The sequence below is a fragment of the Leeuwenhoekiella sp. NPDC079379 genome, from assembly GCF_044542075.1.
Classification (GTDB): Bacteria; Bacteroidota; Bacteroidia; order Flavobacteriales; family Flavobacteriaceae; genus Leeuwenhoekiella.
On sequence record NZ_JBITTU010000006.1, the window covers coordinates 1 to 15,421 of the forward strand.

The 15,421-nt window shown below is 32.9% G+C and carries 12 protein-coding genes; 3 read left to right on the top strand and 9 right to left on the bottom strand.

Annotation, left to right across the window (positions count from 1 at the left end):
- Nucleotides 1-251: 251 nt before the first annotated feature.
- The 8 genes from ACIGAM_RS11795 to ACIGAM_RS11830 all read right to left on the bottom strand — a co-directional run bounded on the left by ACIGAM_RS11795 (nt 252) and on the right by ACIGAM_RS11830 (nt 12,468).
- Nucleotides 252-476, bottom strand: coding sequence for a hypothetical protein (locus ACIGAM_RS11795; RefSeq protein ID WP_396511644.1), 225 nt, complete (start codon nt 474-476; stop codon nt 252-254).
- A gap of 555 nt (nt 477-1,031) precedes the next feature.
- Nucleotides 1,032-2,432: an HlyD family secretion protein gene (locus tag ACIGAM_RS11800; protein WP_396511645.1), complete on the bottom strand. Its 1,401-nt coding sequence runs from the start codon at nt 2,430-2,432 to the stop codon at nt 1,032-1,034.
- A 68-nt stretch (nt 2,433-2,500) separates the two neighbouring features.
- A complete protein-coding gene (locus ACIGAM_RS11805) occupies nt 2,501-4,693 on the bottom strand; it encodes a peptidase domain-containing ABC transporter (RefSeq protein ID WP_396511646.1) in 2,193 nt (730 codons plus the stop codon).
- A gap of 549 nt (nt 4,694-5,242) precedes the next feature.
- Nucleotides 5,243-5,434: a hypothetical protein gene (locus ACIGAM_RS11810; protein WP_396511647.1), complete on the bottom strand. Its 192-nt coding sequence runs from the start codon at nt 5,432-5,434 to the stop codon at nt 5,243-5,245.
- A gap of 63 nt (nt 5,435-5,497) precedes the next feature.
- Nucleotides 5,498-7,072 carry a vitamin K epoxide reductase family protein gene (locus ACIGAM_RS11815; protein WP_396511648.1) on the bottom strand — a complete coding sequence of 525 codons (1,575 nt, stop codon included), beginning with the start codon at nt 7,070-7,072 and terminating at the stop codon, nt 5,498-5,500.
- 402 nt (nt 7,073-7,474) lie between these two features.
- Nucleotides 7,475-9,997: a M14 family metallopeptidase gene (locus tag ACIGAM_RS11820; protein WP_396511649.1), complete on the bottom strand. Its 2,523-nt coding sequence runs from the start codon at nt 9,995-9,997 to the stop codon at nt 7,475-7,477.
- Nucleotides 9,998-10,267: 270 nt separating this feature from the next.
- Nucleotides 10,268-10,642 carry a PUR family DNA/RNA-binding protein gene (locus ACIGAM_RS11825; RefSeq protein WP_396511650.1) on the bottom strand — a complete coding sequence of 125 codons (375 nt, stop codon included), beginning with the start codon at nt 10,640-10,642 and terminating at the stop codon, nt 10,268-10,270.
- A 68-nt stretch (nt 10,643-10,710) separates the two neighbouring features.
- The gene (locus tag ACIGAM_RS11830; RefSeq protein ID WP_396511651.1) at nt 10,711-12,468 is read right to left on the bottom strand and encodes an ABC transporter ATP-binding protein; all 1,758 of its coding nucleotides are present in this window, start codon (nt 12,466-12,468) and stop codon (nt 10,711-10,713) included.
- A gap of 245 nt (nt 12,469-12,713) precedes the next feature.
- Here ACIGAM_RS11830 and nusB point away from each other — a divergent pair, with 245 nt between their 5' ends.
- The 3 genes from nusB to yajC are packed head-to-tail and all read left to right on the top strand — an operon-like array spanning nt 12,714 to nt 14,482.
- The gene (nusB, locus tag ACIGAM_RS11835; RefSeq protein WP_396511652.1) at nt 12,714-13,661 is read left to right on the top strand and encodes a transcription antitermination factor NusB; all 948 of its coding nucleotides are present in this window, start codon (nt 12,714-12,716) and stop codon (nt 13,659-13,661) included.
- Between the two features lie 46 nt (nt 13,662-13,707).
- A complete protein-coding gene (locus tag ACIGAM_RS11840; RefSeq protein WP_396511653.1) occupies nt 13,708-14,172 on the top strand; it encodes a DUF1573 domain-containing protein in 465 nt (154 codons plus the stop codon).
- Nucleotides 14,173-14,182: 10 nt separating this feature from the next.
- Nucleotides 14,183-14,482, top strand: a complete 300-nt coding sequence (yajC, locus tag ACIGAM_RS11845) for a preprotein translocase subunit YajC (protein ID WP_028375103.1) — start codon at nt 14,183-14,185, stop codon at nt 14,480-14,482.
- A 121-nt stretch (nt 14,483-14,603) separates the two neighbouring features.
- Here the strand turns inward: yajC and ACIGAM_RS11850 are convergent, their stop codons facing one another.
- A complete protein-coding gene (locus ACIGAM_RS11850; RefSeq protein ID WP_396511654.1) occupies nt 14,604-15,419 on the bottom strand; it encodes a ferritin-like domain-containing protein in 816 nt (271 codons plus the stop codon).
- Nucleotides 15,420-15,421: the final 2 nt, after the last annotated feature.

Below are 15,421 nucleotides of genomic sequence, written 5' to 3' on the forward strand. Positions count from 1 at the left end.
TGCGTTCCAATTTCCAAGAATTCCACAATTAGTATTTTCGTCAGTCGTGATAAGTTTCTTGACTAACTTTTCTAATTTTTTAGTTGTATGTATTTAAGTTCGTCTCAAATGGTGTACCGTTTATGTATAAGATTAGTGGCGTGTTTAAGCACCTAATTTAGCAAATAAACACCAGATAGAAAATCCGCGAGGATTTTCGTAAGTAGGCGAGAACTAGCCATTAATTTTATAAGGTGTTACCAACTGGCTTTCTATAATTTGTGTTTATATCCTATTTCGTTTAATTCAGTTTTCAGTTTTTCAAAATCGTTCAATTCAGGATTTATTTCCTTAACTAAATCTTTTGTAATTTCTTCTCCGCTGTATATTTTTTCTACAAGTTCCAATTTTAGTTCATTTTCCTCAAAATTTTCTTCATAGTATTCTTCTGCCCAATTTTTGTAAGTCAAAGGTTTTCCATCTAATAATTCAAGCAAATCACTTGAACCATCTTTATATTCATCTTTTGGTTAGTTAACATTTTATTGGAACTTCTCTCTACAGCGGAATCGTTTAATTCTGAACTTAAATGTGATTGACAATTTAAAATATTGGTAATAGATTTTAAAACCAGTTTCCCAATTTTTTCTAGCTCTTCATCGGTACTCGCACAAGAGTGTACCGGTACATAAATGTTTTTATATATGTATAAAAGTTTATTTATATAATATAGCACTATTATAATGATGTGTAACACTAACACGTTTTATATCAGAGAATTTTGATAATTATCTTTTTTGAGGAAGCTTACTCCTCATCACTTTAAGCGTCTTAACACAAGAATATAGAAGAAATTAACGATATCTCAATGGGGTAGTGGTGATGTTTATTGTAAATTTAATTTAAGGAATGGCAGAACTATTTGTTTTAATAATGATATGTGTAGGATAATTTATTTTAAGTTAATTTTGTTTGCCGAATCAGGATTAAATATTTTTATTTAAATCAAATATAATAATCGTGATAGGTTAGAAATAAGAAAGAATGAGTCTCTATCGCTTCAATATTTCTTTAAGCTGATAAAAGAAGCGCTCTAACAATCTTAAATCCTCGGTGACAATTTCAGCTGTCCCGCTCATCTCTTGTTTAAAAGCAATTTTTCTATTATAAGAAGTAATTAACTTTGTTGGTAAATAAACATCAATAAGATAAAATCCCTCTTTATCAGGAATCAAGGAGATATTTTTAACGGCACCACTCAATACACCAAATTCTGTGTCAGGATAATTTTCCAACTTAATGTTCACACGTTGTCCAACTTTAATCTTTCCTGAATTTTGTGCAGGTGTTTTAAGCTTGGCAATTAAACTTGAGTTATTTTCTGGAATAATTGTAAATATCAAATCACCTGAAGTTACATTTTGATTAGTATTCCAATAATTAAGAAATGCTACATAACCATCAATATTAGATCGTAATACATATTGATATTCCCAGTCTTTAACTGCATTTTTTAACAGATTAAAAGATTGAAGTACATTTTTTAGTAACATCATCTCTTCTTTCACACGGTTAATTTCTGTGCCTTTAGAGGTTTTATAAGCATTACTAATACCTTCTCTAATTTGAGAAATGGAAGATTCGAAATTTTTTAAATTTCTTTCGGCCTGAGCATATTTAAGTTGTGTGTCTTCATACTCCTGGGCAGAAATAACACCTTTCTCAAAAAGAGTTTTATTGCGTTGTAAATTTTTATTTAGAAAATTCATTTCCGTTTCATTGATTTCCTTTTGAGACTTTAAACTTGTCATTCTCATATTCAGTTCCGAAATTGAAAAGTTATTAGCAATGGATTCATTTGTAAATGGTTGCAATTCTTTATTAAGTTCATACTGAATATAACTATTTTCAAAAAGGGCATATTGTGATTCAATTTCACCTAGAAACAGAACTGGAAGATTATCTATAGGAAATTCAAATGAATTGTTATTGATCTTTATAGAATCAATCACAGATTTTAATTTGAATACATCTTTATAATTGGCCGTATTCTCAATAATCGCTAAGGACTGATTTTCTTTGACACTTTCATTGTCTTCTACTAATATAGCATCGAATCTTCCTGAAGTTTTTGCATATTCCTTTTGTGGAGGATTCTGAGTAGTGATTATTGCTTCCGATAGAATAATATCTGGATACTTAACAAACCATGAAATAAACAACAATAATAAAATCAATATTAAAAAAAGAACATTGCCCCAGCGTATCATCCAATGCGGCACTCTCGTCAGGATTTCCTGAACTTCCTCGCTACGCAACTCCAGGTCGATGCCTTCTTTATCCTGCTTAGGTACTCCTCCATCATTAAGCTTATCAAATGTATAAACTTCAATTTCTGCTTCTTCTGAGACAGAGTTGTTTCTTATTTTGTTAATTTGAATTTTTTCTGACATCGATAATTATTTCTAAATCTTAACGGGGGTCTGTCCACACTTCAAGACTCTAAAACCTGAAAGGTTTGTTAATTTCCTAATTCCAATTGATTTTTAACTAGATGGTAATAATCAGCTCTGTTTGTAACCAACTGCGCATGATTACCTACTTCAACAATCTTTCCTTTATCTATAACCACAATTTGATGAGCATGTTTTACCGTACTCAAACGATGTGCTATAACCACTACAGTCTTGTCCTCGAAAAATGTATCTAGTTTTTCCATGATGACTTTCTCGTTATTTGCATCTAAGGCGGAAGTGGCTTCGTCAAAAAACAAAAAATTTGGATTTTTATATACAGCACGGGCAATCAACAGGCGTTGTTTTTGACCCGTACTCAGTCCAATTCCTTCCATCCCTATCTTTGTATTGTAGGATATTGGCAGGCTTTCAATAAACTCTTGAATATTGGCGACGTCAACGGCATGCGCTAGCTTTTTCTTATCTATGTAATCCTCTCCTACAGCAATATTATTGGCAATGGAGTCATTAAAAATGTAACCTTCTTGCATTACAACACCACATTGGTTTCGCCAAGTTTTTTGAGCAACATTTTTTAAATCATAATTACCAACATTTATATGTCCTTGAATGGGATCATAAAATTTGAGTAGGAGTTTCATTAAGGTGCTTTTTCCACTTCCGCTCACTCCCACAATGGCAGTAACTTTATTTGATGGAATGATCAAGTCAAGATCTTGCAAAACCATAAGATCTGATCCAATATATCTAAATGAAACTTTGGAAAGTGAGATATCTTTGTTTAAAGGAATATTTCTAATACTTTCACTATACCGCTGTTCTTCATCATCCTTATTATGAATTTCTGATAACCTATCTAGTGAAATTTTAGCATCCTGAACTTCTCTTATGAAATTAATCATTTGAGCTATAGGTGAGTTTAATTGACCTACAATATAGCTTATAGCCAGCATCATTCCCAACGTAATTTCACCATCAATCACTAATTTAGCAGATAAAACTGTTATTAATATATTCTTAACTTCATTGATGAAATCTGAACCGACATTTTGGTATTGTTCCAGTGCTAAACTCTCAATTGAGATTTTAAAGAGTCTTGCCTGTAAAAATTCCCAACCCCAACGTTTTTGCTTTTCAGCGTTGTGAAGTTTTATTTCTTGCATACCATTAATAAGCTCAATGACTTTACTCTGTTCACTGCTCACTTGTGAAAACCTCTTATAATCCAAGTCTTTTCTTTTTTTTAAGAAAATAACAATCCATAAAAAATAGAGAATACTCCCCAATAAGAAGACCATAAATAGTTGTAGACTGTAATAACCTAAAACAATACTGAACACGAGGAGATTAACCATAGAGAACAATACATTTAAAGATGATGTTGTCAAAATACGTTCAACCCGTTCATGATCATTAATACGCTGTAAAATGTCCCCAGTCATGCGTGTATCAAAAAATGCAATTGGCAAGTTCATAAGCTTGATGAAAAAGTCTGAAACTAAAGAAATGTTGATTCGCATACTTAAATGTAGTAAAATCCAACTACGGAGCACCTCTATGGCTGTCCTACCTACAAACAATGCCAATTGCGCGAAAAGAATTAAATAGATAAAATGAATGTCCTGATTTTTGATCCCAACATCAACGATACTTTGGGTCAAAAAGGGGAAAATAAGCTGTAATAGACTAGCAGCAAATAATCCAATCACCAATTGCCAAAGAAACTGTTTGTATTTATAAACATATTTAAACAAAAAAGAAAAACCAAAATTTTGCTCTTTATTGTCAAAATCTGAATTGTAGAATTTTGGTGTTGGTTCCAATAATAAGGCTATACCCTCTTCGGTTTGATCTGTAGAATTATTGCCGATCCAATGCTTTAGAAATTCGTCTTTGGTATATTTTAGTAGACCGTGTGCAGGGTCGGAAATGTGAAAAGTCTTATTTTTAATTCTGTATAAAACTACATAATGGTTGTCATTCCAATGCAGTATGCAAGGTAAAGGTATTTCTTTAACAGTTTCTAAATTGATCTTAACACCCATTGACCTAAAACCTAATTTCTCTGATGCTTCACTCAACGCTAAAATGGAACTACCAGTTCTTGTAGTCTCTGTTAAATCACGGAGTTCCTGAATTGAAATAATTTTATTAAAAAATTTGGCAATAATTTTCAAGCATGCAGGCCCGCAATCTTTTGCATCTTTTTGTTTGTAAAATGGGAAATTTAAAGTCAACTAAGTTAGTATATGTGATTAGGTTATTTTGAATATTGAAAAATGGAGATACAAGAAGCTTATGAGTTTATTCTCTAACATTTTTATTTCTACAATAAAAAAAATTTTATTAGGTTTTTATCTCAATTATTATAGGGAACATATTTAATGGATTACTTGAAACTGTTAATTATTTGTATAATATACATAATTACACAGGCGGCAGCTTTAAGATATCTCATATTGATATATATAGGAAATCTAAATCAATAAATTTATATCTTAAATTAATTAAGAAGTGCAGCAATTTGATAATTGGTATTTATAATTAAATAAAATTTTGCATTGTACACATCAAATTTAAATCAAGCTCCAATGAGATAACCTTTTAAATTCCACTAATTGTTATTATATTTTTTGAGAAAATAATAATTACACTAATTAATGCATGCCTTGGTAGATAAATATCAATACGTCTTAATGAATTTTTAAAAAAAAAAATTATCTTATAATTAATTAAAAAAACCCATTAAATAAGTTTTAATGGGTTTATTAATTTAATTGTACACCTTAATCACAATAACCAGCTTTTTTTGAACTTCTATATGGCTTACAAGTACAACCATCTCCACATTGACTATTCCAATTACAATCACCTGAACAAACTCCACCTATGAAGCCTATCTCATTTCCGCCAGCAATTGACCGCATTTCATCTCTAGAGAGACGAGATTGTCCAAAATTTACATTCATTGTTTTCATAATAAATAATTTTAAATAATTGCCTACTCTATTTATAGCTTTTCGGCTTTCGCTATTTTATTTCTATTTTCTTTTCGATAGAGATTTATCATCTATCAACTCATTCATGAAAAACTTTAAATCTGATAGTTCATACTGCTCAGGATATTTATATCCATTAATAAATAAACACGGGGTAAAGTTTACGTCATTGTCAGCAAACCATGGGTGTTGATTGTCCAGTACTATCTCAATCTCTTTTAAATCGCTATTTGAACCGTATCTTTTAAGCCACTTAGCATCATCTCTTGTTTTGTAATAAGAATCCATGGCTTCATTAAAGCAATTTTCACCTTTTTCATTTTTTAAATGGATCATATTTTTTACAAGACTCTTTAAATCAGTTCTTTCTGGATTAACATTATAAAGAAAGGAAACGTGTATTTTTTCGCTATACTTCTTAAGAAATGACTTTAACATTAAATGCGGGCTAGTACAATGCCCACAGGAAGGACTAGTAACAATTTCTATTTTTAAAGTTGCATTAAGGCTTCCAAATTCGAGATTACCTTGTGGTAGATTATAACATTTTGAATTCAATAATGTATTTTTAAATAGGCTATAGTTTCTTTTAAAACGGTTTGCTTTAATTTCTGCTTGTTTTAGGTTATTAGCCTTCTGGAGAATTTCTTTTAACGACAACCAAATTGTAAACAATACTGATCCTGATACTAAGAAAATAAGTGTACCGTTGAGCGTAATATCGAAATCAAAATTTATATTTAAGAATAATAAATACACCAATTCTAAAAGTATTACTACCGAAATAGTCAAACATATTGGGCACCATTTTTTTTCGATATATTTTTGATAATATATCGAAATAGCTATTATGGGAAGAGCCAAAACCAGTAGAATTGTTTGAATGTAGAAATAAACATCTATTGAGTTTGACAGGCTAGTTAAAAACAATGCAAAAATTTGAGTGGAAAAAAAACTGATACTTAAATCGCTAAAACTGATCACTCTGAAAACGCTCCATTTATTCGAATTGACGACAGATTCACAACTCGTTGCTGTAGTTACTTTACAAAACTTATCCAATAGAGTATTTTTTGTGCTAAATAAGTCTTTCAACGCCGCAAGAGAAAGATATAAACCTATTGTTGGAAAAACATAGAAAAGTACAAACCAAATATTTGGTTGACTTATAATTAATACAGACACCAATAACATTACAGTTATAACCTGAGTGCATATTTTAACCCAATTATTTTTTTTAGGTTTCAATAATTCCGAATCACTTTCAGCTATCAAAACCACATTATCCCATAATTGGACAAAATTATCCTTTGAAACTGAATGCTTGTCTTCGGCGGTGTTTGTATATGTAATTATGTTTTCATTTCTTTCAACAAACGACAAAAAAATTGAGTTGCCATTTTTTAAATTTGTTATGAATTTTTTCGGCAATAGGTTAATTTCAGAACTGTCAACTTTAAAAGCTCCATTATAGATGTTGAAAAAATTTAAAGTATCACTTATTGCTAATAAAGAGGGGTAATCAGGATGAGAATTTAATTGGAAATTAAATTCTTCTTTATCTAAAATGATGTTTTCTGCATCCAAGTAATTGAAAAGAGGAGAGAGGTGATTCATAAAAGTATTTAATAAGTATAATTATTTTTAAATATATATATATTATTTTAATTATTATATAATTTAATGTTCAATAAAAATTAATAAAAGCGAAAGTATTCTTAAATAATGTATTAATTTTTAATTATACAATAGGATATCAAAAAACTCAAAAACGTATAATCACGTAAATTTTCTATATAAAGCATCTTCTATGATAACTATCAAAATATGAAAACAGCCATATGTTCTCAGTAGGTTGGGCTGTAAGTTATATTTTACTGCGATATGTCCAGTTATTTTCAAATCTTTATATTAGAGGGTATATAACTACTATAATCACAAAAAAATGGCTTCACAAATATGCAAAGCCATTAGATTAATGAAATTCAGCGATATAGATGTTTTTTTTTATAACTAAATCTACATAGCTTTACTGAAAAATAATGCGTTCATCATTAGTTTATTAGTACCGTACCAGAAAGCTCTAAAATTGGTATTATCTGTAAATATTAGAACATCACCACGACCTGCAGACTGGTGTACAAATGGGCGGGTTTCTTTAAGAGCATCTAGATTTATAGAACTTATATAGCCACTTACCAATGGGTCGTTAGTATATTGTATTGGGTTTTTGTAACTGGTTTTATCAGCTTCAATAAATAATGTAGTATCTCTAAATAGATTAATATAATCAGACTCATAACCAAAGGAAATAGGGTGAGAGCGATCTAACTTAGCTTTAAATATAGCTCCTCCTATGACCTGTGCACCGTTAAAATCGCTACGTTGTTCAAAAGATACTTGTTTTGCAGGGTTTTCAGTTTCTGTAGTGCTAAAATCCACTAGGCCTTGTCTTTTAATCCATTTTGCAGAATTTTTAAAACCGACTAATGTACCACCATTACGAACCCAGGTGATTATTTTTTCAGATTCGTCATCACCTATAGACGACCCCCACGAGCTGGGCATAATAAGCGTGGTGTAATCGCTTAAATCTGTTCTTCCTAAATTACGAGTATCTATTTTTGTTACAGAGATAGCAAAACGGGTATCTAATACATGCCAGATTTCACCGGCGTCTAGTGAGCTTATTCCTTCGCCTACAAGTAATGCAATTTTTAAGGGCTTCAACGCTTCAAACTGGCGGCTTCCTAAATCTATACCTTGTGTAGAGCCAGTCTTTACAGGATCTATACTTAAATGCGATGCTTTAGCAATACCGTCTAAAAAAGTATTTAACTCTTGATTTGTTAAATTTTGATTTTGTACGGGTATTAAAATGGTACCATAATCATAGCGTTTACCGCCTAAAGTAAATGGTTGCATTGCTACTTTAGCACGTATTCCTTTATTTAAAAGACTATTAAGTGCCTTAGGTGCATAATAATTTGACCAGGGTAGTAAATAGGCATAGTCACTGTTTGCCAGTGTAAGAGCAGACTCAAATTGTACCGAATCTATTTTAGAACCCGCAAGTGCTGCCGGTGCGGTCTCACTAAAATCAAGATTAAAAGCAAGGGGTAAACTCCACGCAGAAATATCATAAAACAAGCTGTCTTCAAAAGTGGTGCGCTTTTCAAACATCGCATTTAACAACCGGCTGTGTTTTTGATTTTTAGGAATTACATAGCTGGTTGCGGTACTAAAAGAAAGATCTTTTGCGGTGTAATTCTCTTTTGCTTTATAAATAGCGATGTGATGACGCTCTAGTAATTGAGCAAGTAATGTTGCACGCGCAGGGTCTGTTTTACTGCCAAAGATATACGCATCTTTAGCTACTTCAGCTCTGGAGTTGGCATAAAAATCACGCTGATAATCTAAAAGTTTAGTACGCATCGCTTGTGCTGCCTCTAGTGTAGATAAAAACGCTGTAAACTGGTTACGTACTGTAAACGGAAACGTTAATATTCCATTTTCAGTTTCCTGTAAATGCCCTCTTGAGCTGGCTTGCTCAAATAAAATACCTATGCTTCCATTTATATCGGGGAACGTAGAACCTTTTCCGTAGTAAAAATCATCGTAGTCTTCTTCGGTGTAATAAAGTGAACCTATTTTATCAAAAGCTTTAGCGTGATAGGTTCCTATTTCTGCAGTTAATTCTTGATTTAATTTTGGAGTTAGCGGGTGCGTTCTACTGGAGATTCCCGGTTGAAAGAAAAACGAAGAATTGCTGCCCATCTCGTGATGATCTGTTAAGATATTAGGATGCCAGTCGTGAAAGGTTTTAATACGTGCCTGAGATTCTGGTAATTGCGCCGGTAACCAGTCGCGGTTAAGATCAAACCAGTAATGGTTAGAACGCCCACCCGGCCATACTTCGTCATATTCCCGGTCTTGAGGGTCTGCCGTAAGCGTTACATTTTTATTAGTATTTGCCCAATATGAGAAGCGTTGCAACCCATCAGGATTAAAAGAAGGATCAAATAAAATTACGGTGTTTTTTAATAGCGCATCTATTTTAGGTCCTTGTGCGGCCGCTAGATAATACACAGCGAGTAGACCTGCGTTAGAGCCACTGGCTTCATTACCGTGTATACTCATACCTTGATACGTCACTATGGGCATCTTTTCAGTATCTAAATTTTTTGCATAGGTTTCTGTAAGTCTAAGATGTTGTTGTCTTATCGTTTCTATATTGGCGTGATTTTCTGGGGAAGTGATGGTTAAGAGTAGTAGCGGTCTGCCTTCAAAAGTAACACCGCGACGAGCTAATGTTATACGTGGGGAAGCTGCTGCCATTTTCTCCATATAATTTACAAGTAAGTCGTGACTCACGTGCCAGGTACCCGGTACATAACCTAAGATATCCTGAGGTTTAGGTATCGCTGCATCGTAAGTAACATCATTAGGAAGATAATAATCTAGAGTAGGGGGAGTTACCTGTGCTTTACAAAAAGGAATAATAACTAATAGGAGCACTAATCTAAGTACAAATTGCTGCATAAATTGATAGTTTTTTTTTATAACGCTTCCGCGGAAAAATTTAAGAATATTCGTGATGTTTAAATATATTAATTAAAATACAATTACATCGTGAGTAGCTTTAAATGGCAGATTCAAATTGAATCATTTGCGGTCAAATCTAACATAGAATGTCTGAAAATTTTGACTTTGGACAGCATAAACAAGCAATTTATATTAAGAGTTACTAAAATAGAGACAAAAAAAAGCCGCGAATAATGCGGCTTTAAACTGTTTAGATAAGGTTGTACTTTAAATATCATCAAAGCTAACATCTGTAAAAGCTTTGGCTGACTGCGCTTCTACAAGAACTTCTGCATCTTCTTCTTTAGTGTAATCGGTTTGATGACGCTCACTAATTACTTCTTCTCCTTTTTCATTAAGAATGTAACCGGTCATCTCATTTAAGATTTCAGAAAACCCTTCAAAATCTTCTTTATATAAATAGATTTTGTGTTTTTTGTAGTGAAAAGAACCATCGTCATTTGTAAACTTCTTACTTTCGGTAATGGTCAGGTAATAATCTCCTGCACGTGTAGATCGCACGTCAAAAAAGTAAGTGCGTCTTCCTGCTCTTAATACTTTCGAGAATATCTCATCATTCCCCTTCATTTCATTATTGCTCATAATCTTGGTTTAATTGATACGCTTTATGCACCCAAAAATGGAAAAAAATTAAATGGTGTACAAAATTTTTATTCCATTTCTTTTTCGTCAAGTTGTTTTCGGTAAAGTTCTTGATAATATCCCGGTTGTTTTACTAGGTCATTATGAGTCCCTCGTTGTATGATTTCACCTTCTTCGAGAATGATTATCTTATCTGCATTTTTTGCAGAAGAGATTCTGTGACTTACTAAAATAGTAGTCTTTTTAGAAGAGATGCGTTTTAGATTTGCTAAAATTTCTTCTTCGGTTTCTGTATCTACGGCAGATAAACTATCATCAAATAACAAAATCTGCGGATCTTTTATTATTGCTCGCGCAATTGACACACGTTGTTTTTGACCGCCACTCAAGGTGATACCACGTTCGCCTAAAATAGTATCATAGCCTTTAGTAAAATCTACAATGTTTTTATCTACAACAGCATTTTTTGCAGCTTTAACCACTTCTGCATCGGTTGCTTTACTGTTACCAAATTTTATATTTTCTTTTATACTATCACTAAATAAAAAGGCTTCTTGCGGCACATAACCTATACTGGTGCGTAGGTCTTTTAAATTAAACGATTCTATAGGTTTTTGATCTACTAAAACGGTACCAGAATTAGTGTCATAAAGCCTGGCTATGAGTTCAAGAATAGTAGATTTACCAGAGCCTGTTTTGCCTATAATAGCAAGTGTCTCTCCTTCTTCAACTTCAAAAGAAACATTTTTTAAAGCCGTAATATTAGTATCATCATAAGTAAACGTTACATTATCAAATGTAATTTTTCCGTTTACGGGAGTATGCTCTGTAGTCTTATTTACAATTTCGGGCTGTTCTTTTAGAAATTCGTTAATTCGTTTTTGCGATGCTTCGGCTTGTTGCACCAGAGAAGTGATCCACCCTACAGAGGCCACAGGCCAGGTAAGCATATTTACATAGATTAAAAATTCAACTATTACACCAAGGTCTGGTATTGTTCCGTCTATATATTGCTTTCCACCCATATAAAGAACCAGTAAGTTACTCGCGCCTATAAGAGCAATCATTAATGGAAAGAAAAACGCCTGTACCTTTACGAGGTCCAGATTTTTCTGTTTGCTGGTTTCAGATAACTCTGTAAAATTTTCAAAAGTTTGAGATTCGAGTCCGTATGCTTTTATTACACCTATCCCACTAAAAGATTCTTGCGTAAATGTGCTTAGATGTGATAAATATTGTTGAACCACAGTACTGCGGACGTGAATTAATTTACTCAATTGATAAATCGCTACAGACAATATAGGTAACGGAATAATTACATAAAGCGTTAGGGTAGGAGCAGTGTAGTACATATAGGGGATTACCGTCGCAAATAAAATTACGGTGGTGACACCATACATAATTGCAGGTCCTAAATACATACGTACTTTACTTACATCTTCGCTAATACGGTTCATAAGATCGCCGGTTCGGTTTTTCTTATAAAAATTTAGAGATAGATTCTGGTATTGCTCAAAAACTTCATTTTTTAAATCAGCTTCCATATATCTGGAAACTACAATGAACATTTGACGCATTAAAAAGGTGAAAAATGCAGAAAGTAGTGCTGCTCCTAATAACATAAGTAATGTCATTAATAACTGATGTTTTAGTTCACTAAGTTCACCACCATTAGTCATATAGTTTTCTACATACTTTACCATATCACCTGAAAACTTAGGAGTAAGAATGGCAAAAATGCGGGCTATAACTACAATAAAAAAGCCTAGAATAAGCTTCCATTTGTATTTTTTAAAATATTTATTAAGGTGTTGCAGTTCTTTCATAGGGTCATATAATCTGCTGAATACAATCTAATTTTTATTTAAAAACTAGGTGTTAAATACCAGCCGCGCAAAGATAAACGATTAGACTGTATTTAAGGGCTTGAGTTTTTTGAGATAAAAAACAAAATACCTTGCTAAGAACTCTTAGATATCATGTATTTTTGCAGCGTTTTTGAAGAGAACCATCCTATTGATGCAAAACTTCAGAAAATTGATATATCAAACATCAAAAGTTCTTTATAGCTATGCTCAATAGACGGCACATTCGTATAAAAGTAATGCAAGCGCTTTACGCCTTAAGTCAATCTGAAAATCAGGATTTGATTAAAGAAGAGAAATTTATGAATGCGAGTACGGCACAGATGTACGACTTGTATCTGGTAATGGTAGATTTACTGGTAGAAATTCACGCTCATGCAAAGGATTTTTTAGAAAAATCGCAACAAAAAATGTTAGCGACAGAGTCTGATAAAAACCCCAATCTTAAGTTTGTAAATAATAAGGTGCTGGTACACCTTTCAGAAAACGAACTTCTTCAAAAGGAACTTAAAAAAGCAAAACTTAACAACTGGCGTTTAGATAGCGAGTATGTAGTTCTAATTTTTGAAAGCTTGCTTGAAAGTGAATTCTTTGAAGAATATATGCTTAAGCCTGAAACTGACTTTAAGGAGGACAGGGATTTTGTCATTCAGTTTTTTACTGAACTGGTAGCACCTAATGACAAATTATACGAGTATCTTGAAGATTATCGTATCACATGGATAGATGATTTACCGGTAGTAAATACGACTATCATTAAGCGTCTTGGTAAAATGAAACCAAACTCTCCCGAATCTACGATCTTACCAAAATTGTATAAAGACGAAGAAGATCGCCAGTATGCTAAAGATTTGCTACTGCGTACCTCGCGTAATGATGATGAATTTGAAGCAGAGATTTTAGGTAATACACCTAACTGGGATCAAGATCGTATTGCAACTTTAGATAAGATTTTAATAAAAATGGCATTGTGCGAATTTTTAAAATTTGCATCAATACCCATTAAGGTTACGATTAATGAATATTTGGAGCTTTCTAAAGAATATTCAACACCTAAGAGTAGCATATTTATAAACGGAGTATTAGATCGTTTAGTAAAAAAATACAAATTAGAAGGAAGACTTAACAAAGCAGGTAGAGGGCTTATTGAGTAATAAATAAAATCGTATTTTTGAGACCCTTTTAAAAAATGATATCAATATGAAAAAAGTATTTCTGGCAGCTGGTTTAGTAGCTGCATTAGCATTTACAAGTTGTAAAGACAACGCTTCTGAAAAAGTTAAAGGTGAAAACGTAGAAATGGCAGCAAATCGCGATGCTAACGCTACTGTTTTTCCTACTATGGAATTTGAAGAGAGTGAGTATGACTTTGGTAATATAGAGCGTGGTACCGGTGTAGAACATATATTTAAATTTAAAAATACAGGTGATGCTCCTTTAGTAATAGTTGATGCTACAAGCACGTGTGGTTGTACCGTACCTAGTTTTCCGGAAGAGCCTATTGCTCCTGGTGAAACTGGCGAACTCCTTGTAAAATACAACGGTAGTGGTATGAATGCAGTAACTAAAATTGTAACTGTAAAATGTAATACTCAAAAAGGAACTGAGACAGTAAAAATCACCGCATTTGTTAAGTCTGAACAAGGACCTACAAACAACGGATAAGCACCACTAAATGGAACAAATAACAAGTTTTTTACCAATACTCCTTATGATTGCTGTTGTGTATCTTTTTATGATACGCCCGCAAATGAAACGTCAAAAAGATGAAAAGAAATTTGGCGAAGCATTAAAAAGAGGAGACCGGGTAATAACAAAAAGTGGTCTTCACGGTAAGATCTTAGAGCTTAATGAAAGTACAGTAGTACTGGAGAGCGGAGCCGGCAAAATGATTTTTGAACGTTCTGCACTCTCATTAGAATTAACTAAGAAGCTTAATGAGCCTGCTAAACCTGCGGTTGTTAAGAAAAAGTAATTTTACAAACTTCTTTATAAATAAAATCCCGATGCATTTGCGTCGGGATTTTTTGTTTTATTCAGATAAACAATGGCTCTGAATACTTAAAATTTAGAACCATTAATTATTTTCAATAGTATTATACGATAAATATTTCGGCTATTTTAATAACTTCAGCCATTGTTAAAGGTTCGTCAAAAGCAGCCGTTACCGCACCGTTTCCGCCAAAATTAGTAAACATACCAGCTAAATCAACACCACCTTGAACTGTATTAGATTCTGGAGTTTCACCTCCGTATATTCCTGCAAATTGAGAGGGAAGTGTGTTTTCAGAATTTGTAATCCATCCTTTTTCACCGCGCATTCTGCGTACTTGAGATGCGTGACGAGCTTCAACCGAATGTATTTGTAATGCATATTCCAGTAAAGTGCCGTCATTAGCAAGAGCTCCCGCCTGACCTTTGTACGCTCTTACACCGGTATCTTCAAATCCTTGTGCTAATGCCATAAAAGTAGGATAGTCATTAAAAGGATCTAAATTTAGATCACCACCGGTAAAGTCAAAAGTAGGTTTAGCATCTGCATTATCACCAAGTGCACCTAAAAGAAATTTTACGTGCTCGTCTTCATGAGTAGAAATTGTTTGAAAAACGGCCATATCATCACTGTCAATTACGCCGCTGTCTAAGCCCATAGCGTAAAATTCTTGCTCTAAATATTCTAATTTAAGTGCAAAATTTAATACATCAAGGTTTGAAGCCTGAAATGCAGCTGATGCCATTGACATCGTCGCAGCTTTAGATTTTGAACTGGTCGCGGCTAATCCAAATGGAATTGAAGCTAGTGCAACACCTTTACCGAATGATTTAATATGATTAAAAGATTCTCTACGTGAACCCTTAGCATTAAGGATTTCTTTATTAGATAGAGTTTCTAGAAGTTTTATGAAATTCATAA